Source organism: Streptomyces sp. NPDC003697 (assembly GCF_053587115.1).
In genome coordinates this window covers 71969-92331 of sequence record NZ_JBSFNN010000016.1, presented here as the reverse complement: position 1 = coordinate 92331, position 20363 = coordinate 71969, and the positions used below count along the sequence as shown (strand labels likewise).

General features: G+C 74.8%; 17 protein-coding genes. 9 read left to right on the top strand and 8 right to left on the bottom strand.

What is annotated here, in order from left to right; all coding sequences use genetic code 11:
* Window positions 1–23: 23 nt before the first annotated feature.
* Window positions 24–701 (top strand): pyridoxamine 5'-phosphate oxidase, encoded by a 678-nt coding sequence (gene pdxH, locus ACWDNY_RS09605; protein WP_451645165.1) that lies wholly within the window; start codon window positions 24–26, stop codon window positions 699–701.
* A gap of 548 nt (window positions 702–1249) precedes the next feature.
* Here pdxH and ACWDNY_RS09600 read toward each other — a convergent pair.
* On the bottom strand, window positions 1250–2719 hold the full coding sequence (locus ACWDNY_RS09600) for a PAS domain-containing protein (protein ID WP_451645164.1): 1470 nt from the start codon (window positions 2717–2719) through the stop codon (window positions 1250–1252).
* Window positions 2720–2890: 171 nt separating this feature from the next.
* Window positions 2891–3646 carry an SIS domain-containing protein gene (locus ACWDNY_RS09595; RefSeq protein ID WP_451645163.1) on the bottom strand — a complete coding sequence of 252 codons (756 nt, stop codon included), beginning with the start codon at window positions 3644–3646 and terminating at the stop codon, window positions 2891–2893.
* 206 nt (window positions 3647–3852) lie between these two features.
* Here ACWDNY_RS09595 and ACWDNY_RS09590 point away from each other — a divergent pair, with 206 nt between their 5' ends.
* On the top strand, window positions 3853–4545 hold the full coding sequence (locus ACWDNY_RS09590) for an iron dependent repressor, metal binding and dimerization domain protein (protein WP_451645162.1): 693 nt from the start codon (window positions 3853–3855) through the stop codon (window positions 4543–4545).
* A 528-nt stretch (window positions 4546–5073) separates the two neighbouring features.
* Complete coding sequence (locus tag ACWDNY_RS09585; RefSeq protein ID WP_451645181.1) at window positions 5074–6039, top strand: alpha/beta fold hydrolase; 966 nt, start codon at window positions 5074–5076, stop codon at window positions 6037–6039.
* Window positions 6040–6054: 15 nt separating this feature from the next.
* On the opposite strand, the gene ACWDNY_RS09580 is transcribed toward ACWDNY_RS09585, so the two are convergent.
* From ACWDNY_RS09580 to ACWDNY_RS09570, 3 genes are all read right to left on the bottom strand, one after another.
* Window positions 6055–7683: a transporter gene (locus ACWDNY_RS09580; RefSeq protein WP_451645161.1), complete on the bottom strand. Its 1629-nt coding sequence runs from the start codon at window positions 7681–7683 to the stop codon at window positions 6055–6057.
* Window positions 7680–8453, bottom strand: a complete 774-nt coding sequence (locus ACWDNY_RS09575) for an ABC transporter ATP-binding protein (protein ID WP_451645160.1) — start codon at window positions 8451–8453, stop codon at window positions 7680–7682. The genes ACWDNY_RS09580 and ACWDNY_RS09575 overlap by 4 nt, the downstream gene beginning before the upstream one ends.
* 123 nt (window positions 8454–8576) lie before the next feature.
* Window positions 8577–9242, bottom strand: a complete 666-nt coding sequence (locus ACWDNY_RS09570; protein ID WP_451645159.1) for a bifunctional DNA primase/polymerase — start codon at window positions 9240–9242, stop codon at window positions 8577–8579.
* Between the two features lie 433 nt (window positions 9243–9675).
* On the opposite strand from ACWDNY_RS09570, the gene ACWDNY_RS09565 reads away from it, so the two are divergent.
* Together ACWDNY_RS09565 and ACWDNY_RS09560 are read left to right on the top strand one after the other, a co-directional pair.
* Window positions 9676–11061 carry a transcriptional regulator gene (locus ACWDNY_RS09565; RefSeq protein WP_451645158.1) on the top strand — a complete coding sequence of 462 codons (1386 nt, stop codon included), beginning with the start codon at window positions 9676–9678 and terminating at the stop codon, window positions 11059–11061.
* A gap of 732 nt (window positions 11062–11793) precedes the next feature.
* Complete coding sequence (locus ACWDNY_RS09560; protein WP_451645157.1) at window positions 11794–13518, top strand: hypothetical protein; 1725 nt, start codon at window positions 11794–11796, stop codon at window positions 13516–13518.
* Between the two features lie 297 nt (window positions 13519–13815).
* Here the strand turns inward: ACWDNY_RS09560 and ACWDNY_RS09555 are convergent, their stop codons facing one another.
* Window positions 13816–15126, bottom strand: coding sequence for an ABC transporter substrate-binding protein (locus ACWDNY_RS09555; protein WP_451645156.1), 1311 nt, complete (start codon window positions 15124–15126; stop codon window positions 13816–13818).
* A gap of 117 nt (window positions 15127–15243) precedes the next feature.
* Here ACWDNY_RS09555 and ACWDNY_RS09550 point away from each other — a divergent pair, with 117 nt between their 5' ends.
* A complete protein-coding gene (locus ACWDNY_RS09550; protein WP_451645155.1) occupies window positions 15244–15744 on the top strand; it encodes an SCO4402 family protein in 501 nt (166 codons plus the stop codon).
* A 46-nt stretch (window positions 15745–15790) separates the two neighbouring features.
* The gene (purU, locus tag ACWDNY_RS09545; protein ID WP_451645154.1) at window positions 15791–16672 is read left to right on the top strand and encodes a formyltetrahydrofolate deformylase; all 882 of its coding nucleotides are present in this window, start codon (window positions 15791–15793) and stop codon (window positions 16670–16672) included.
* A gap of 92 nt (window positions 16673–16764) precedes the next feature.
* Here purU and ACWDNY_RS09540 read toward each other — a convergent pair whose 3' ends face one another.
* Together ACWDNY_RS09540 and ACWDNY_RS09535 are read right to left on the bottom strand one after the other, a co-directional pair.
* Window positions 16765–18030: a maleylpyruvate isomerase N-terminal domain-containing protein gene (locus tag ACWDNY_RS09540; RefSeq protein WP_451645153.1), complete on the bottom strand. Its 1266-nt coding sequence runs from the start codon at window positions 18028–18030 to the stop codon at window positions 16765–16767.
* Window positions 18027–18608, bottom strand: a complete 582-nt coding sequence (locus tag ACWDNY_RS09535; RefSeq protein WP_451645152.1) for a sigma-70 family RNA polymerase sigma factor — start codon at window positions 18606–18608, stop codon at window positions 18027–18029. The genes ACWDNY_RS09540 and ACWDNY_RS09535 overlap by 4 nt, the downstream gene beginning before the upstream one ends.
* Window positions 18609–19038: 430 nt before the next feature.
* Here ACWDNY_RS09535 and ACWDNY_RS09530 point away from each other — a divergent pair, with 430 nt between their 5' ends.
* Together ACWDNY_RS09530 and ACWDNY_RS09525 are read left to right on the top strand one after the other, a co-directional pair.
* The gene (locus tag ACWDNY_RS09530) at window positions 19039–19407 is read left to right on the top strand and encodes an STAS domain-containing protein (protein WP_451645151.1); all 369 of its coding nucleotides are present in this window, start codon (window positions 19039–19041) and stop codon (window positions 19405–19407) included.
* Window positions 19408–19564: 157 nt separating this feature from the next.
* A complete protein-coding gene (locus ACWDNY_RS09525; RefSeq protein ID WP_451645150.1) occupies window positions 19565–20077 on the top strand; it encodes an EF-hand domain-containing protein in 513 nt (170 codons plus the stop codon).
* Window positions 20078–20363 lie beyond the last annotated feature (286 nt).

Genomic DNA, 20363 nt, shown 5'->3' with positions numbered 1-20363 from the left:
CGTCCATACGGCAGGATGACCGCGTGACCGACCGAGAAGCCGGAGAAGCCGTCCCCTTCGACCTCGCCTCCATGCGCAAGCACTACCGGGCCGAGGGCCTCGCCGAGGAGGAGCTGGCCGACACCCCCGTGGCCCAGTTCGCCCGCTGGTTCCGGGAGGCCGCGACGGAGGGCGGGCTGTTCGAGCCCAACGCCATGGTCGTCTCCACGGCGGACGCCGAGGGCCGCCCCAGCTCCCGCACCGTGCTGCTGAAGGCGTTCGACGAGCAGGGCTTCGTCTTCTACACCAACTACGAGTCCCGCAAGGGCCGCGACCTCGCCGGGAACCCTCACGTCTCCCTGCTCTTCCCCTGGCATCCGATGGCCCGCCAGGTCATCGTCCAGGGGGTGGCCCGCCGCACCGGCCGGGACGAGACCGCCGCGTACTTCCGCACCCGCCCGCACGGCTCCCAGCTCGGCGCCTGGGCCAGCGCCCAGTCGTCGGTGGTCGGCTCGCGCGCGGACCTCGACGCCGCCTATGCCGGTCTGGCCGCCCGCTACCCGGAGGGCGAGCAGGTCCCCGTCCCGCCGCACTGGGGCGGCTTCCGCGTGGAGCCGCGGTCGGTGGAGTTCTGGCAGGGCCGCGAGAACCGGCTGCACGACCGCCTGCGGTACGTGACCGCGCCGGGCGGCGGCTGGCGGGTGGAGCGTCTGAGCCCCTGACGTCCGCGTTCTCCTGCCCGCCGTCGTTCCGCGAACGCAGACGACCCGCGGGCTTGGTTCCTCCGGGGAGGAGCCGGCCGGACGTACCGGCAGCCCGCGGGTCGGGTGACTGCTTGGGATTGGGCCGGCTGCACGCGACTGTCGCGTGCTGGTCCGGCACCGCACTGAATGGGGTGACGGGCCGCTAGCCCGCAGTCACCTCACGCGTCCGGTATTCATACATCTGCCGAACCACCTCCCTTCTCGTGTACCGCACACCCTAGGAAGCCCTCGGCCACCTATCAACACCTTTTTTCCGGAAGGGGCCCTCCCCGGGCGCCTCGCGGGACCCGCGCCCGGCACCCCTTCACGGACCGGCGCGCGGCAGGACGGCCTTGGCCGGACCGGCCTCCCGCGTCGGAACCGGGGGGTATGCGCCCCACGTCCGCCCGTCCGGCCGAGCCTTTGCGCATGCCCGCACGTCCGCCGTCCGGCCGCAGCCGCGTTCGCCCGTCCGGGCCGGGGTGGCGCGCACACATCCCCCGTCCGGCCGGGGCCGGGCGCATGCCTCACGTCCGCCCGCGCGCCCCGTTCACCCCGTTGTTCGTCCCGTTGTCGTCCGCCGCGTTGTCCGTCCCGTTGCTCAGCTGTTCGGCGAGGTCCAGGACCGTGGCGATGCGCGCGGCCACGTCCTCGGCGTAGGCCGCGTCGAAGCGTTCGAAGGGGCTGCGTCCGGAACCGCGCAGGAACGTCACGACGCCCAGGGTCCGGCCCCGGCTGCGCAGCACCGCGCACAGGGCGTGCACGGAGCCGGCCGGCCACTGGCGGACCAGCGCCCATTCGCGTGCCTGTTCGGCGGAGACGCCACCGGCGGTGGCCCGCACCGACCCCGCGCGTTCGGCGCACTGCAGGGCGGGGTGGCCCGCGGGGTACCGCACGGGCAGCCCGGCCTGCCCGGTGAGCGAGCTGGGGCCCGGGCCCCCGGAGGGCGTGGCGGCCACGCGGACCAGCCGCACCGGTCCCGTCGCCTCGGTGTCGGTCGGGGCGCCCTCGGTGACCCGGTCGAGCAGGGCGTCGTCGGCGAAGCCGGCGAGTGCGAAGTCGAGGTGCACGGTGGCCGCCTCCGCCGGGTCCTCGCACTCGGCGGCGGCCCGGGCGGCCCGGTGCAGCTGGTTGGTGCGGAACCGCAGCAGGGAGGCCTCCTGCTCGCCCTGCTTGCCCTCGGTGACGTCGACGAAGAGCCAGGCGACGCCGAGGGGGACCGGCTCCTCGGCGAGCGGTGAGGCGAGCCGGACGAAACCGCTGCGCCAGCAGCGCCGCCGTTCCCCCTCCTGGGTGCGCACGGCGACCCAGATCTCCGCGGGTGCGGGCGGGGCGCCTTCCGCGAGGACGTGGGTGAGCGCGCTCTCGAGTTCCTCGAAGCCCTGGGTGAGCAGATCGCCCAGGGGGCGCCCGAGCAGCGCCGTGCGGCCGGTGCCGAGGGCGCGGGCCGCGTAGGCGTTGACGACGGCGGGGCGCAGGTCGGCGTCGACCAGGACGACACCCCAGGAGGCGTCCTCGAACAGCGCCTCGCTGAGTGCGATGGACCGTTCGAGGTCGATCTGCGTGTGCACCTCGCTGAAGGCGCAGTACACGCCCGCGGGCCGGCCGTCGGGGCCGCGGACGGCCGCGGACTGGGTGCGCACCAGGACGCGTCCGCCGTCCTTGGTGACCAGGGCGAACTCGTTCACCTGCCGTCCGGGCGCGTGCATGGCGGACATGAGCCGCCGCTCGACCTCCTCGGCGTCCGCGCTGCGGACGGCCCAGCCGGCGAAGCCGTGGCGCCCCACGGCCTCGGCGGCGCTCCAGCCGAGGATGCGTTCGGCCTCGCGGTTCCAGTGGGTGACGACGCCGTGGGCGTCGAAGGCGCACAGCGCCGCGTCCATGCCGTCGAGGAGGGCGGCCAACAGGTCCGAGCCGTCCGGGGCCTCCGAGCCGTCGCGCTCGGGCTCGTCCGGCCCCAGCTCGTCGGTGGTCCCACTACGCCGGGATGCACTCACCTGGACCCCCTGCAGGCTGCGTCCGCACGGTACGGCGCGTCCGTTCACTCACTCGCCCTCATTCAACTGGAACGTGACGCAGCACACATCGAGTTCCCGCAAGATTGAAGGAATCGTTGTACGCACGGGTTCCCCCGGGGGTGACTCCCTACACGCCGGACGGTGCCGAGGTCAGCGGCGGTAGAAGATCCGGTCGGCGTAGCGCTCGAACACCCGGTTGTTCCACTCGTGGCCGCCGTCGATGTTGCCGGAGCGCAGCAGCGGGGGCTCGATGCCGCGCTCGGCCAGGTCGGCCGCCGTCGTGGCCATGACGGCCTGGAGGATGGCCGTGGTGACGACGGTGGAGGCGGGCGCGAAGGGGGCCGGGACGGCGTCGAGGGTGAGCTCCGCGTCGCCGGGGGCGACCTTGGAGTCGACGACGACGTCGCAGTGGTCCTTCAGGTACGTGCCCGAGGAGTGCCGTGACGCCGTCTCCCGCGCGTACGCCACCGAGGTCACGCCGATCACCTTCACACCGAGCGCGCGGGCGGAGGAGGCCATCTCGACCGGCAGCGGGTTGCGGCCCGACAGGGAGACGATCACCAGGGCGTCGCCGGCCCGCAGGGGGGAGCAGTCCAGGACGGTGGTGGCGAGGCCGTCGACGCGTTCGAGGGCGGAGCCCAGGGTGGCCGGCACGACGTCCACGCCGACGGCGCCGGGGACGGCGAGCAGGTTCATCAGGGCCAGGCCGCCGGCCCGGTAGACGACGTCCTGAGCGGCGAGGGAGGAGTGGCCGGCGCCGAAGGCGAACAGGCGGCCGCCCGAGGCGACGGTGTCGGCGAGCAGCGTGCCGGCCGCCGCGATCGACTCCGCCTCCTCGTCGTGGACCCGCTGGAGCAGTGCGACGGCGGCGTCGAGGAACTGGCCGGCCGGAGTGCGGTCGCTCATGCGATGCCCCTTCGAGGTGTCCGTGTCGCGGATCACGGTGCGGTCCGGACCGGAGCCGTGTCAATACGGTGCGGCCGTGGGAGTCGCGGGCGGCGGCTCGCGCGCGGCCGGCCCGGTTGTCGGCGCCATGCGTCAGAATTGAGTCCAGGGCCAGCGCACATCGCCGAGAGCGGTCGAGCCTTCGGCAGAGGTAATCGAGGGGCACAATGTCCGGACTGATCGACACCACGGAGATGTATCTCCGCACCATCCTCGAGCTGGAGGAGGAAGGCGTCGTCCCCATGCGCGCCCGGATCGCCGAGCGGCTGGACCAGAGCGGTCCGACCGTCAGCCAGACGGTCGCCCGGATGGAGCGGGACGGCCTCGTGTCGGTGGCCCCGGACCGCCATCTGGAACTGACGGAGGAGGGCCGCCGGCTGGCGACGCGTGTCATGCGCAAGCACCGGCTCGCGGAGTGCCTGCTGGTCGACGTGATCGGCCTGGAGTGGGAGCAGGTGCACGCCGAGGCCTGCCGCTGGGAGCACGTGATGAGCGAGGCCGTCGAGAGGCGGGTGCTGGAGCTGCTGCGCCACCCGACCGAGTCGCCCTACGGCAACCCGATCCCCGGCCTGGAGGAGCTGGGCGAGCCGGACGGGTCGAACCCGTTCCTCGACGAGGGCATGGTGTCGCTGGCGGACCTGGCCCCGGGCCCGGACGGCAAGACGGTCGTCGTGCGGCGGATCGGCGAGCCGATCCAGACGGACGCCCAGCTGATGTACACGCTGCGTCGTGCGGGCGTGCAGCCCGGTGCGGTGGTGAGCGTGACCCAGTCGGCGGGCGGCGTGCTGGTCGGCAGCGGCGGTGAGGCGGCCGAGCTGGCGGCGGAGACCGCTTCGCACGTCTTCGTGGCCAAGCGCTGACCCCTGCCGGGGGACGCCGCCGGCCGCCGTCGCGGCCTGTCGGCAACGCAGCGTCGTCCTGGTCCCGGCGGCCGGTGCGTTCGGGTGGGCGCGGGGCCCTCGGGGCGTACCCGGCCGGCGCCGCCACATCCCGGTCCAGTGCGTCGAATCGCAGCGCTCGGGCGCCACGCGTGCAAGGCTGTGGCGCGAGGCGTACGACGTGGAGGGGGTGGGGAGGATGCGTCGCGGAGATGTGGAGGGCCCCGGTGCCGCCTGGCACCGGGGCCCGTCCTCCCCTGTGTCGACCCGGAGCCCCGAGCTCTCAGGGTCGTCCCCCTCGGACCGTTTTTCCCCGAGCGGTCCGCCTCCCGTTGAAGATCTCCCCCCGGCGGCGGCGATCATGCCTGGCGAGGCGTCACTCGAACGAGGGGTGTTACCGCCAGAGGCCGCATTTTCGAATGTGCATTCGATAGCCTGTGAGTCATTCGGAGCCGGTCGGCACCGGTCGGAACGACCGGCCCGAGGGAAGCAAGGGGGGTGCCGGAACCAATGGCGCGGCGCATCGACGTGACCGGGGCGGGCGGCGTACACCTGGCCGCCTGGGAGTTCGCCGATCCTCCCAAGAGCGACCCGGCGCCTTTCGTACCGGAACAGACCGGTGCGGCCGGGCTCGCCGAGGGCGGACCGCCGGTGCCGGTGCCGGCGCCGGGCGAACCGGCCGCGGAGGACACGGGCTCCGGGGCGCGGGTCCCCGGCGTGCTGTTACTGCACGGCCTGATGGGCCGGGCCTCGCACTGGGCCGGCACCGCCCGCTGGCTCGCCGAGCGGCACCGGGCCGTGGCCCTGGACCAGCGCGGCCACGGCCAGAGCGGGAAACCCCCGCAGGCGGCCTACACCCGCGAGGCCTACGTGGAGGACGCCGAGGCCGCCGTCGAGCAGCTCGGGCTCGGCCCGGCCGTCCTCGTCGGCCACGCCATGGGCGCGCTGACGGCCTGGCAGCTCGCCGCCAGGCGTCCCGACCTGGTGCGCGGTCTGGTCATCTGCGACATGCGGGCCTCCGCGCTCGGCGCGGCCTCCCAGCGCGAGTGGGAGGACTGGTTCACGACCTGGCCGGCTCCCTTCGCCACCCTCGCCGACGTCCGCAAGTGGTTCGGCGAGGACGACCCGTGGGTGGAGCGTCCCAGTCCGGCCCGCGGCGACTTCTACGCCGAGGTCATGCACGAGGGACCGGACGGCTGGCGCCCCGTGTTCGAGCCCGCGCAGATGCTCAGGTCCCGCGAGGCCTGGGTGTACGACGCGCACTGGGAGGAGCTCGCCCAGGTCCAGTGCCCCGCCCTCGTCGTCCGCGGCCTCGACGGGGAACTCGGCCGCGCCGAGGCCCAGGAGATGGTCCGGGTGCTGCCCCGCGGCGAGTACGCGGAGGTGGCCGACGCCGGCCACCTCGTCCACTACGACCAGCCGGAGGCCTGGCGCGCGGCCGTCGAGCCGTTCCTGGACGCGGTGCTGACGGTGTGAGCCGCGACCGCCCCCTCAGCCCTTGCTGACCGCCGCCAGGATCTCCGGCAGGCGCGCCGCCGCCCGCGGCGCCGCCAGGCGCAGGCCGAGCAGGGTGAGCCCGGCGCCGTACGCCGCTCCCACCGGGAGCAGCAGCCCGCCGAAGGCCCCGCCGCCCGCGCCGACGTGCGCCCAGACGGTCAGGGCGATGACCGGCGCGCAGAGCACGGCCGCCGCGACCATGCCGCCGACGAGGGAGATCCAGGCGAGGTTCGCCTGCCCGGGGGCCACGTTCTTGTAGCCCTCCTGGGGGATGGAGTACGGGAAGCGGGCCGACGCCCAGGCACCGGTCGCCAGCATCGCCCCGAGCAGGGCGAAGGACAGGCCGAGCACCTCGGGCAGCCGGGACCAGTCGCCGAGCAGCGCCGTCGTCAGCACGGTCACGAGCGTGGCGTACGGCAGGGTTACCGACAGCAGGGCCAGCGCCCGTCCGCGCAGCTCGACGTACGCGTCGCGCGGCGAGGAGATGGTCAGCGCGACCATCCAGAACGCGGACGTGTCCTGACCGAACTGGTTGTACATCTGCATGCCGAGCATCCCGGCGGCGAAGCAGGCGAAGTACGGGCTGCCGGTGCCCTGCACGGCGTTGAACACCGGCACGATCAGGCCGATGGCGAGCGAGGTGATCCAGGCCGCCTTGGTCTTGGGGTCGCGCCACACGTACCGCAGGCTGCGCTCCATGACCGTGCCGGTGCGGCCGGACGGCAGCAGCCGGGCCGGGCCGGTGGAGGACCGCTCGCGCGCGGCGGGCCCGGCGGCCTGGATGGTGGAGGCGTCGCCGGCGGTCATCAGCCGGGTCAGACTGCGTCCCCACAGGCCGAGCAGCGCGAGGACGGCCGCGACGGTGAGGGCCAACTGCACGGCGGCGACCGCGTACGAGCCCCGGCTCGCCGAGTCCACCGCACCGACCGCCGTCGCGGGCGGCACCCACCGCAGCACCTCCGCGGCCGGGTCGAGCTGGGCGAGGCCCTGCGTCTGCAGCCGCTGCGCGGCGAAGTTGACCAGCTGCGCCCCGACGGCGATGACCAGGCCGCTCAGCACGGCGAGGTCCCGCCCCTTGCGGCTGGTCAGCAGGCGCAGGTTGGCGGCGGCCACGGCGCGCGCCAGGCCGACGCAGCCCAGCAGCGCCAGGGCGACGGCGACGACCGCGACGGCGTACCCGGCCGCACCGTGCGCCACGGAGACCACGCAGCCGGCCAGGACCAGGAACGTGAACAGCGGGCCGACGCCGACCAGGGAGCCCACGAGCAGCCCCCGGACCAGCGGGCGTGGCCGCAGCGGGAGCATCACCAGGCGGGTCGGGTCGAGCGTCTCGTCGCCGCTGGGGAAGAACAGCGGCATCACCGCCCAGCCGAGCGCCAGCACGGCCGCGGCCGGGACGGCCACGGAGGCGGCGTGCGCGTTGCCCCGCAGCGCCACGAGCCCGAGCAGGTGCAGCGCGGCGAACAGCAGGACGAGGACCATCGACGCGATGTACGCGGCGCGGCGCCCGTGGGACCGCCGCAGGCCGTTGCGCAGCAGCGACAGCTTCAGCCGGACGATCACGGGGACGACCGGCGTGCCGGAGCCGGCGGGGTGCGCCGGCGCGTGCGGAGCGGCGTTCATCGCGCCCCGCCGCCCAGCCAGTCGAGGTCCGAGCCGGCGTCGCGGCCCTGCGCGCCGACGAGTTCGAGGAACGCCTGCTGGAGGGTGGGGGACTGACCGCGCACCTCGGCGAGCGGGCCGTGGGCGCGGATGCGGCCCGCGGCCATGACGGCCACCCAGTCGCACAGCGACTCGACCAGCTCCATGACGTGCGAGGAGAACACGACCGTGCCGCCCGCGGCGGTGTAGCGCTCCAGGACGCCGCGGACCGTCTGGGCGGACACCGGGTCGACGCCCTCGAACGGCTCGTCCAGGAAGAGGACCTCGGGATTGTGCAGGAGGGCCGCCGCCAGGGAGATCTTCTTGCGCATGCCGGTCGAGTAGTCGACGACCAGCTTGTGCTGGGCCCCGGCCAGGTCGAGCACGTCGAGGAGCTGTGCCGCCCGGCGGTCCACCTCGTCCCCCCGCATGCCGCGCAGCCGCCCCGAGTAGGACAGCAGTTCACGCCCCGACAGCCGCTCGAAGAGCCGGAGGCCCTCGGGCAGCACCCCGATGCGCGCCTTCACGGCGACCGGGTCGCGCCACACGTCGTGCCCGACGACCTCGACGGTGCCCTGGTCGGGCCGCAGCAGCCCGGTCACCATCGACAGGGTCGTCGTCTTCCCGGCGCCGTTGGGCCCGACCAGCCCGATGAACTTCCCGGCAGGCAGGTCCAGATCGATCCCGGCGACGGCGACCTGCTGCCCGAACCGCTTCCAGAGCCCCCGCACCCGCACGGCTGCTGAACCCACTCCCCGCTCCCTCCGTCAGGGGCCAACCCTACGGGGGTGCTCCACCACGAGGGGTCAGGGGCAACAGCGCGGGGTGACGGCCGCCGGGGGCCCGCCTGCGGCCGGGCGACGCGGGAGGTGCCGTCAGCGGTCCCTGCCGCACGCGTAGGCCAGCGGCGGGACCAGTTCCTCCGCGTCCGGCAGCCACCGGTTCGCCGCGGTGGGCCGGCACACCCACTGCACGGCGCCGCCCGTCCCGTACCGGGTCGGCGGCGCCGCCACGTAGGCCCCCTCGCCGAGCGCGACCAGGTCCAGGGAGGCGGGCGACCAGCCCAGCGCGCGCACCTGCTCCGGCATCCGCGCCGACGCGCCCGGCAGCACGAAGAACTGCATGCGCCGGTCCGGCGTCAGCGTCACCGGCCCCAGGGTCAGCCGCATCCGCTCCATCCGGGCCAGCGCGAGGAAGCCCGCGCTCTCGGGCACGTCGATCGCCTCGAACGTGCGGCCGGTGGGCAGCAGGATCGACGCCGCCGGCTGCCGCTGCCACATCCGGCGCGCGGCGGTCGCACTGCCCGTGGCCTGCGCCGCCCAGTCCTCCCGCGCGGGGTGCGCGCCGGGAGCGGCGCACGCGGGCGCGCCGCAGGAGCAGCGCCGCAGGCCGTCGACGGCCTCCAGCCAGGTGCCGGGGAACACGTCCCAGTGGCGCTCCTCGGCGTAGCGGGCGGCGGTGTCCAGCAGCGACTCCCCACGCTGCTGCGGGATGTGTCCGGCAATCTGTGCGGCTTCGGTGCCCGGGATCGTCTCTTCCACGACCCACTCAACTCCCGCGTCCACCTGGAGTTACGGCCGGCCCGCGCGCGGGGAGGAGCACCGGTTCCGCGCCCGGGGCGCACGGGTGCATCCGCGGGGGCGCGCGCGAGGAACGACGGCGGCGCTGGGTAGTCCGCTGTGGGGTGGCATCCGCCTTTACCCCGGCAATCCTCGCATGCCTCGCATTGTCGGTATGTCGGCGGGGCATTGATCGTGACAGCCGGACCGGTTCGCCGGGACGCGAGGGATCCGGCTGCGGAGGACACGACAACTCGGTGCACGGGCAGGCACCGCAGCCAGACGGCGGGTCGGCCGGAGGGACCCGCCGGGGACGGGAGGGCGGCCGCGCCGAGGCCCGAGGGGCCGGGCGCGGGAGCCCCTCCCGCCGCCGGCGGCAGCGCCCCGGGCGACCGCCATGAGCAGGGGGTACGCCATGGCGGCAAGGCCGCTTGTCGCGCGGCAGCCGAACGAACGGCTGCAGGCGCTCATCCAGGAAGCGGGATGCTCGAACGCCGGGCTGGCCCGCCGGGTCAACATGTGCGGCGCGGAGCACGGTCTCGATCTGCGGTACGACAAGACGTCCGTGGCCCGCTGGTTGCGCGGCCAGCAGCCGCGCGGGCGGGCGCCGGCGATCATCGCCGAGGCGCTGGGCCGCAAGCTGGGGCGCACGGTCACCATCGACGAGATCGGCATGGCCAACGGCAAGAACCTCGCCTCCGGAGTCGGGCTCCAGTTCTCGCCGACCGTGCTGGGGGCCATCGAGCAGGTCTGCGAGCTGTGGCGGAGCGACGTCGGGCGCCGGGACTTCCTGTCCGGCTCCTCCGTCGCGGCCTCCGCGCTGGTCGAGCCCAGCCGCGACTGGCTGATCTCCGGGCCGGACGCCCAGGTGGCGCGCACGGCCGGACCCCGGGTGGGCAGGGCGGACGTGGCCGCGGTGCGGGCGATGACGCAGGCGCTGACCGAGCTCGACCACCAGTACGGCAGCGGCCATGTGCGCCCCGTGGTCGTGCACTACCTGAACAGCGTCGTCTCCGGGCTGCTCGCGGGCTCGTACCGGGAGGCGGTGGGGCGTGAGCTGTTCGCCGCCGTCGCCCGGCTGACGGAGCTCGCCGGGTACATGGCCGTCGACACGGGGCAGCCGGGGCTCGCCCAGCGGTACTACATCCAGGCGCTGCGGCTGGCCCAGGCGGCCGGGGACCGCGGGTACGGCGGCTACATCCTCGCCGCGTCCATGAGCCACCTCGCCGCGCAGCTCGGAAACCCGCGCGAGATCGCACAGTTGGCGCGGGCGGCGCAGGAGGGCACGCGCGGACGGGTCACTCCGCGCGCGGAGGCCATGTTCCACGCGGCCGAGGCGCGCGGGCACGCGCTGATGGGCGACCTGCGGGCGGCGCAGCAGTCCGCCGGGCGGGCGGTCGGCGCGCTGGAGGCCGCCGAAGCGGACTCGGGCGACGACCCGGTCTGGATCGCCCACTTCGACCAGGCTTACCTGGCCGACGAGTTGGCGCACTGCCACCGGGACCTCGGCGAGGCGGAGGCGGCGGCGCGGCGCGCGCAGGAGGCGCTGGCCGGGCACCCCGAGTCGCGGGCACGGCGGCGGGCCATCGGCCACCTGCTGCTCGCCACCGCGCAGGTCCAGCAGCGGGAGATCGAACAGGCCTGCACCACGGCCCTGAAGGCGGTGCGGCTGCTGGAGACGCTGCGCTCCGACCGGGGCGCCGAGTATCTGGAGGACTTCCGGCAGCGCCTGGAGCCGTACCGCGACGAGCCGGCGGTACGGGAGTTCGGCGCACGACTGGAGGTACAGACGGCGGCGTGAGCCGGCATTCCGCCGAGTGCGGTACCGGACAGGGCACTTCCCAGGGGCCCGGCGGAGGGCCGCCGGGGGCTTCGGGGCGGCCGTGGGCGGGACGGCTGCCCGGGGGCGCCGACGCTGCGGCGGCCCGCATCCCGCCGTGCGCGGTGCCGGGCGGAACTTCGCGTGACTTCGCGGCGGTCCGGGGCGGAGGGCCGCCGGGGGCTTCGCGGCGGACCGTGGCGGGACGGCTGCCGGGGCCCCGACGGGTCGGTGGCGGCGGGAGCCCGTGTCCGGCCGAGTGCGGTGCCGGGCGGAACTACGCGTGACTTCGCGGCGGCCGGGGCGGAGGGCCGCCGGGAACTTCGCGGCGGCCGGGGCGGGACGGCGGTGGATGGCCGCCGGGGCTTCCCGGGGGCGGGACGGCCACCCGGGGGCGGTGGCGGCGTGCTTCGCATTCCGTCGAGTGCGGTGCCGGGCGGGCGACTTAGCGGCGGCCCGGGCGGACGGCCACCTGGGGGCTTCGCGGCCGTCGAGGGCGCCGGCGGTGGCTGCGTCATCGGGCGGCGGCTGCGTCAACGGGTGGTGGACGGTGGCCGGTCGGGCCGGAACGGGAGTAATCAGCGTGCGGCGGGCCGGTTTTGTTACTGCGGTCACAGGGAAGGAGGTCAGGTCGCGTACTGCGTGGCACCCGGCTCCGGGGACCCGGTAGCGTGAGCCGACGATTCCGAAGGTCCCCCATATACAGGAGTCCCGGTGACGCAGAGCGGACAGGGCGAGGAGCCCTCGGCGCGGCCCGCGCGCGAAGGCATCGTGCTGCCCTCCGACGGCGGCGAGCCTCTGCTGCCGGGCATGACGGGCACGCCCGGCGGCCGCCCGCCCGCGCAGCCGGCCGGCCAGGCCCCGGCCGGAGGCCAGGCCTGGGGCCAGCCCTGGGGACCCGACCAGCAGCAGGCCCCGTCCCCGCAGCCCGGGCAGGGCTGGCAGACGCCGGCCGAGCAGTCATGGGGTGCGGCGGACCCGTACCAGCAGCAGGCCGCCGCGCAGTGGGGAACGCCGGACCAGGGTTCCGTCCAGCACGGGGCCGGCGCGCTGCCGCCCGAGGGCGCCCCGGGCGCGGATTACGGCACGCACCAGGGCACGCACCACGGCGCGGGCCAGTCGGCGTACCAGCAGACCGGGCAGCCGGGCCCCATGCCCCCGGCCGGCGCCGACCCGTACGGCTACTCCGCCGGGCAGCCCGCCCCGCACGCGCAGGCCGGCCACGGCACCCCGCACGGCCAGGCGGGTCACGGCGCCCCGCACGCGCAGGCCGGCCACGGCGCCCCGCTTCCGCCCGCCGACGAGGGCGCGACCCAGTACCTGCCGCCGGTCCCCGCCGCCCCCGCCCACGAAGGTGCCACCCAGTACCTGCCGCCGGTCCCCGCCGCGCCGGGCGACGAGGGGGCCACACAGTACATACCGCCCGTGCCGGGCGGCGCCCTGCCGCCGGAGGCACCGGGCGACCAGGCGACCCGGTACCTCGGCCGCGTACCGCAGAGCGGGCCCGGCCCGCTGCCGGGCGCGGCACCCGGGGGCAACCCGGACGCCGAGGCCACGCAGTACATCGCGCCCGTGGACGCCCAGGGCGGCGGCGGACCGTCGTACGGCGGCCCGCACACGCCCGCCGAGTTCGACAACCTCTTCCGCGACGGGTCTCGTGGCGAGGTGCCCGGCGGGTCGACCCAGCAGCTGCCCCGCTTCGGGGAGCCGCGGGGCGCGCGGACCGCGCACACCCCGCCCGGCCCCGGCGGCGGACCGTCGTACGGCGGCCAGGGCGGCGACGGAGGCGGCCGCGGCCGCCGCGGCGGCTCGCGCGTGCCGCTGATCGCCGCCGTCGGCGCCGGCATCGTCGTGCTCGGCGTCGGTGCGGGCGCCCTGCTCAGCGGCGGCGGCGGTGACGACGACCGGGCCGACGACAAGAACCAGACCGTCTCTGCCACCGCGCCCGCGACGCCCGGCGGTTCCGCGCCGGCGTCCGCGGACCCGGCCCGGCAGCAGGCGGTCGACCTGGACAAGCTGCTGGCCGACAGCGGCAGCAGCCGCGCCTCCGTCATCCAGGCCGTGGCCGACGTCAAGGGCTGCAGGAACCTCGGCAACGCGGCCGCCGACCTGCGTGACGCGGCCAGGCAGCGCGGCGAGCTGGTGACCCGTCTGGCGCAGCTGCCCACCGACAAGCTGCCGAACCATGCCGCGCTGACCTCCGCGCTGACCAACGCGTGGAAGGCGTCCCAGTCGGCGGACAACCACTACGCGGCCTGGGCGGGCCAGGTGGGCGGCAAGAAGGGCTGCAAGAAGGGGCAGGCCCGGGTCACCGGGGAGGCCCAGGCCGGCAACCGCTCGAGCGGCGTGGCCAGCGCGCAGAAGACGAAGGCCGCACAGCTGTGGAACGGCATCGCGGCGACCTACGGCCTGACCCAGCGTCAGCCGACCCAGCTGTGACGGGAGTCCCGCCGGGGGCCCTGTGACGCGGTCGGCGCGGACCGGTACGGGCCCGGCGCGGACCGTACCGAGCCCGAGCCCGCCGTGTGTCCGGGCTCGCGGGCACGGCGGTGGCCACGGCTCGGCCGCCGCGGTTCCGACGACGACGCGGCCGGCGCGGACCGGTACGGGCCCGGCGCGGACCGCACCGAGCCCGAGCCCGCCGTGTGTCCGGGCCCGCGGGCACGGCGGCGGCCACGCCGGCCAGGGTCCCGGACCAGGGCGCGGGGCGGGGCCGCCCGGGGCCGCGGGGCCGTCTCAGTCCACGTCCGCGTTCTCCAGCGGCTTCGCCATGTCGACGAAGCCCTCCGTCGCCGACACCAGCCGCCCCTGCCGTACCACTTGCAGGGTGACGTCGGCGTTGACCAGGCGGGGCAGGCCGACCGCGGCGAACAGGTCCCGGGAGCGCCAGCGCAGCGGCGGGGTCAGACCGCCGGTCCGCACCGTGAGCCCGTCGTCGAGCGTGCGGCGCACACTGTCGGCGGTCACGTCCCCGTCGCCGATCCGCTCCAGGACCGCCCGGAGCACCGTGTAGGCGATCCACGTGGTCTGCACGCCGGCGTCCGCCGGGTCGATGCGGTTGTCGCCGAAGGCCTCCTCGTTGATCACCTTCTTCATCGCGTCCCAGCGCGGGTCGCCGGCCACCGGATACCAGCCGGTGATGTACGCCCCCTCGTACGGTCCCGTCCTCCCGCCGCTGGCGTCGATCACGGTCTGGTCGACACTGCCGAGCACGGTCGCGGTGCGCACCGCGGGATGGTCCTCGCGGGCGCGCCGGAAGGAGTCCATGAAGATGCCCGTGCGGTCGCCGAGCGCGGGGATCACGCAGCCCTTCCTTCCCGGGGTGGCGGTCGCCCGCTCGAGCGCCCGGTCGGCCTGGCCGGAGTACTCGGTGGCGTCCTCCGCCGCGCGCTGGTCGTGCGCGGGCGCGTGGCCGCCGGACTCCAGACCCGCGTCGAGCAGGCCGGGCAGCTCGTCGCCGGCGATGGTGTCCGGCCGGACGAGGGCCACCGGGCCGCAGTCGGACGCCAGCTCCTTGCCGAGACCGGCCAGCAGCACCGGCTGGCCGCCGTTGACGGGGTAGGACAGCGCCCGGGTGAACTCGGCGGTGGTCGCGCCGTAGCCGCCGACGTAGGGGATGCCCGCGCCCTCCAGCGGGGGGAAGAAGGAGTCGCTGTACTGGCTGTAGGAACCGACGACGGCGACCACGTTCTCCTTGACCGCCCGCCGGGCGCACTTCGCCGCGGACACGCTGTCGTTCTTCTCGTTGCAGGTCAGCACCCTGAGCTCGCGGCCGTCGACGCCCCCGTGGGAGTTGATCCAGCGGGCGTAGGCCCGGGCCATGGCGGGCATGCCGGGCTTGTTGGTGGCCCGGGCGTCCTCCGGGGCCCAGGTCATCACGGTGACGGGCCCGTCCCCGGCGCCCCCCGTGGCACCGGGGACGAGCCCGCAGCCGGCCGCCAGCGAGGCACAGGCCACCAGGGCGCCGGCGCCCAGTGCGGACCGTCGTCTGGCGGGCCGGGGGGAGGCGGGGAGGAACGTGCTGCGCTCGTGCTGCCTGCCGGTCATGGGCACGCACGATTCCGTCACATCACTAACCCAAGAGTGACCTTTGCTCAACGGACGGTGACGCCCAGGTGAATTACGGGGGCCGGTGAGGCCGGGGCGACGGGGAACGTACGATCGTTGACCGTGCAAGGTTCGGAGAACTCTTCCCGTCGCGGCCGTCGCTCCTCCACCATGGGCGGTATGCCCGTCAACGACATGCCGTGGTGGCGCTGGCGCAGCAACGTGCGCTCGGCGCTGCACATGCTCTCCGACCAGCCCTTCCAGCGGGACGTCTGGCTCACCGGCGTGGAGGGGTACGGCGACGTCACCGACGCCGTGTACCGCCTCGTGGAGGACACCTGGCTGGACAGCTGGTCCGCCGAGAAGTACGTCGGCACCATCTTCCGCGACTCCCAGGAGGCGGCGCTCGTCGACACGGCCGTCCTGCGCGTGCTGCGGATCATGCACCAGGTCGGCCCGGACGCGCCGGTGGCCGCGTACCTGGAGCACCAGGCCTGGCCGGAGGCGGTCCGGGCGGCGCGGGACGCGCACGTGCGGATGGCGGTGAGCGACGGGGACGACCCGGACGCCCCGCCGCGCAGTCTCGAGGTGCTGCAGATCATGACCCGGTCCGCGTAGCGGACGGCGCCCCGCGGGCCGGGGCGGACATGAGATCCTGGCTGGCATGAGCGAGCAGTCCCCGCGGCCCGCGGCCCAGGCCGACCAGTACGTCCTCACCCTCTCCTGCGCCGACCGGCAGGGCATCGTCCACGCCGTGTCCAGCTACCTGTTCATGACCGGATGCAACATCGTGGACAGCCAGCAGTTCGGAGACCAGGACACGGGACTGTTCTTCATGCGCGTCCACTTCTCGGCGGAGCCCCCGCTGACGGTGGACAAGCTGCGCGCCAGCTTCGCGGCGATCGGCGACTCCTTCCAGATGGGCTGGCAGATCCACCGGGCCGACGAGAAGATGCGGATCGTGCTGATGGTCAGCAAGTTCGGGCACTGCCTGAACGACCTGCTCTTCCGCGCCCGGATCGGAGCGCTGCCGGTGGAGATCGCGGCGGTGGTGTCCAACCACACCGACTTCGCCGAGCTGGTGGCCTCCTACGACATCCCCTTCCACCACATCCCGGTCTCGAGGGACACCAAGCCGGAGGCCGAGGCACGGCTGCTGGAGCTCGTCCGCGAGGAGAACATCGAGCTGGTCGTCCTCGCCCGCTACATGCAGGTGATCTCGGACGACCTGTGCAAGCAGCTCAGCGGCCGCATCATCAACATCCACCACTCCTTCCTGCCGAGCTTCAAGGGCGCCAAGCCGTACCACCAGGCGCACGCGCGGGGCGTGAAGCTGATCGGGGCGACCGCGCACTACGTCACCGCCGACCTCGACGAGGGCCCGATCATCGAGCAGGAGGTCGAGCGGGTCGGCCACGACGCCACGCCGGACCAGCTGGTGGCGGTGGGCCGCGACGTGGAGTGCCAGGCCCTGGCGCGCGCGGTGAAGTGGCACGCCGAGCGCAGGATCCTGCTGAACGGCCGGCGCACGGTGGTGTTCGCCTGAGGCGCCGGTGAGAAGCCGGTGACGAGTCGCCAAGGCCTGTCTGACACCTTCCGTCTGCCGCGCGATGGTGACCGCGCGCGGCCGGACAGCTCCTACAGGCGGCTCAGGGACGCCGCCGCGTACAGCACGTCCCTGATCGCCTCCCGGTCCCCGGTCTGCCCGGCGGCGGCGTCCAGCGGCGAGATGTGCCCCGCCGCCAGCCGGCAGAACTCCACCCCGTCCAGCGCCACGTGGGCCACCTCGAACTCCGTGGAGCCCGCCGCGCCGGGGGAGTCCAGCGGGATCAGCCACTCGCCCCCGCCGAGTCCCTCGATCTCCAGCCGGAGACTGCGTCCGGGCGCTCCCGCCGGGACGAGGTGCCGGACACGGCCGGGCGAGGCGAGCCCGGACTGCCGGCGGCCTGCGAGGACGGCCGGCAGCATCCGCGCCGCCAGGTCGATCATCCGGTGCAGGTGCCGCGGGGCCGGCGGGGTGTACGGGTAGTCCACCGCCTCGGCGACGTCCTCCGCGTGCACCCAGCACTCGAAGGCCCGGTCGAGCATCGCGTCGGACAGGGGCAGCTCGAAGTCGCCGTAGGGGACGGCCGGCCGCCCGGGAGGGGCGGAGGACTCCCCGGTCAGGGACGCCGCCCGCACCAGGGCGTGCGTCTGCTCCCGCCACGGCGTCCGCACCGACCGGGTCCGCGCCACCCGCGGGGCCCGCCAGCACGCCTCGGTGCGCGCCGTCGGCGCCGGAGCGTGGGCGGTGACGTCCCCGAGCGGGTCGTCGAGTCCCAGCGCGACCGCGACGAGTCCGTCGACGCTCATCAGGTGGGCGACGACCCCGGCGACGGTGGTGCGGCGGCTCGCGGCGCCGTCGCCCTCGAACCAGCGCAGCCGCACCGGCGCGTGCCACTCGCTCTCCCCTATGTCCTGCAGCAGTGCGTCCAGGCGCGCCGTCTCGGCGTCGTAGGGCGCCACCCAGTCGGGCACCGGGATGCGCGGGGGCCGCCGGTCCAGACAGCTCTGCAGGACCCGGGTGCGCAGGCCCGGGTCGAGGTCGAGGCTCTCGGGCGGATGGAGCAGACCGACCGCCTCGCGCAGCCGCAGCGCCTCGTCCGCGCAGCCGCCGCACTCGCCGAGGTGCTCCTCGACGGCGGTCGTCTCCTCCGGGGAGCAGGCCGCCAGCGCCCAGGCCCCGAGGAGCGACTTCAGGACAGGATGCTCCAGCGCCGGTGGCTCCGCCCGCCGCGCCGCCGGCCCGCCCCGGGGGTACTCGTCCACGGGGTGCTCCTCCGTGGTGTGCCCGTCCGCGGGGTGCGCGTCCCCGGGACGGGTCCCGTGCCGGCCGTACGTCTCGAACGGTCCCGTTCCGCTCATGCCGCACCCCCGTATCCGGGCGGTGCGCCGGGAGGAGTGGCCTCGTGGGCGGTGGACAGCAACTGCAGGCCGAGACGCAGCCGGTGGCGGGCCTCCTCCTCGGTGACCCCCAGGTCGGCGGCGGTCTGGCGGTAGTCGCGGCGCTGGAAGTAGGCGAGCTCCAGGGCGGCCCGCAGCGGGGCCGGCATGGAGTGGACGATGTAGTCGGCGCGGGCGGCGGCCGAGGCGCGGCGGACCTTGCGCTCCAGCTCCTCGGGGGAGCCGTCGCCGCCGCGGGCCAGCGCCGCGGTCTCGGTGGTGCGCAGCCGCTGCACCGCGAGCCGGTGGGTCAGCCCGGCGACCCAGGAGCGCAGGGTGCCCTGCCGGGGGTCGTAGGCGTCCGGGTGCTCCCAGACGTGGCCGAAGACCTCGCGGGTGACGGTGTCGGCGGCCCGCTCGTCGCCCAGCACCCGATGGGCGAGCCCGTGCACGAGCGAGGCGAAGCGGTCGTACAGCTCGCCGAGGGCGGCAGCCTCTCCGCGGGCCAGTCGCTGCTGCATCGTGCGGTCCCAGCGGGGCGGTGCGTCCTTCGCCGCCATGCGGCCCCCTCCACGTCCGGTCCTGCCCTGCCTGTGCTCGGTCCGTCCCCGTGTCCAGCGTGCGTGCGTCGTCTTCCCGAATGTAGTCGGCACGTCCGACAGCGCACGCCCCTTTGTGCCAATGTGCGCCCCCCGGCGAGCCGCAGGTGCTAGTGGGCGCGCACACGGCAGCGCCCGCTGGTGGAGGCGGGTGTTCCGCCTCGCCCACCCCTCCCGTTTACCACCAACCCCCGTCGAACATGACGGAACACGATGGAACACGACCGAAGGTGACTGGAACAAGGCCTCAGTTGATTGACACCGGTGTGACACCGGTTTGCTGTAAGGGGTTTGGGGGAACGGCCGCTGGGCAGCCGCGCGGAAAGAAGCGTAGGAACTGCTTCCGTTTCCGGGCGGTTGCGGGACATTTCCGGCGAACGGAGGGCAGGCCGTGACGTTCAAGGTGACCGGCGAAGAAGAGGGCGAGTGGGTCGTGCTCCGGGTCGCCGGGGAACTGGACCTGGTCACCTCGCCGGTGCTGCGCCAGCGGGTGCACGACGTGGTCGCCCAGGGGCGCCACCATCTCGTCCTCGACCTCGGCGAGGTCTTCTTCTGCGACTCCAGCGGCGTCGGCGTGCTCATCGCCGCCCGCCGGCTGATCCGCTCCTGCCAGGGCAGCCTGCGGCTGATTCTCCCGGCCCGCGGCGCCGTCGACGGGTCGCACGTCAACCGTGTCCTCGGCGCCCTCGGCGTGCGCCGTCTGTTCGACGTCTACCCGGACCTCGCTGCGGCGCTGGACGAGGAGCCGCTGTCCGCCTGAACGGAAACGCAAGTGCCGCGGCACCGGCCCGCGCCACACCGTTGTCCAGGAATTCCCCCGGTCTTGGCACAAGCATGGTGTTCCCGTCCCCGCGCGCCCCCTGGCGTCGTACGCTCCGTGCCAGACGACCCGACACACCTAAGGCGGCCCGGAAGACATGGTCAGCAGCGAGTACGAGCGCAGGATCGCGGCCCGGTTCGCCGTCTTCGACCAGGACGGCAACGGCTACATCGACCGCGCGGACTTCGGGGTGGCGGCCAGGTCCCTGCTCGCGGAGTTCGGTACGGCGGCCCGGTCCGACAAGGGGCAGGCCCTCTACGCCGGCGCCGAGGCGTTCTGGCAGGGCATGGCCGGGATCGCGGACCGCGACGGCGACCAGCGCATCACCCGCGAGGAGTTCGTGGGCGGGGCGGTCAAGCGCCTGCGCGACAACCCGGAGCGCTTCGCCGAGATCGCCCGTCCCTTCCTGCACGCCGCCCTGAGCGTGGCGGACATCGACGACGACGGGTCCGCCACCGTCGACGACACCGCGCGGGTGCTCCGGGCGCTCGGGGTCCGCGAGGACTCCGCCCGTGCGGTGGCCGCCGCGCTCGACACGGACGGGGACGGCGTGGTGGCCGAGGCGGAGATCGTCCCGGCCTTCGCCCGGTACTTCACCGTGACCGAATAGGGCGGACGCAGGGCGCCGGGTGACGGCCTGTCGTCCCATCGGGAGGGACGACGGTTCACCGGCCGTGCGCCGGCCGTGCGCCGGTATCCGCGCCCGATTGCGGCAACCGTGAGCCATGGCCCACGATGTCACGGACCGTGGCCTGACGTGATCACGGAGCGTTGATGCGGGGTGGTGTCCCGGGGCGTGACCCGTCACGTCCCGGAGTCACCGCCTCGCTCGGGTACCTTGTGTGGGATGCGCGTGGTTCCGGGTTCGAACCAGTCCGGCGCCGCCCTGGGGGCGG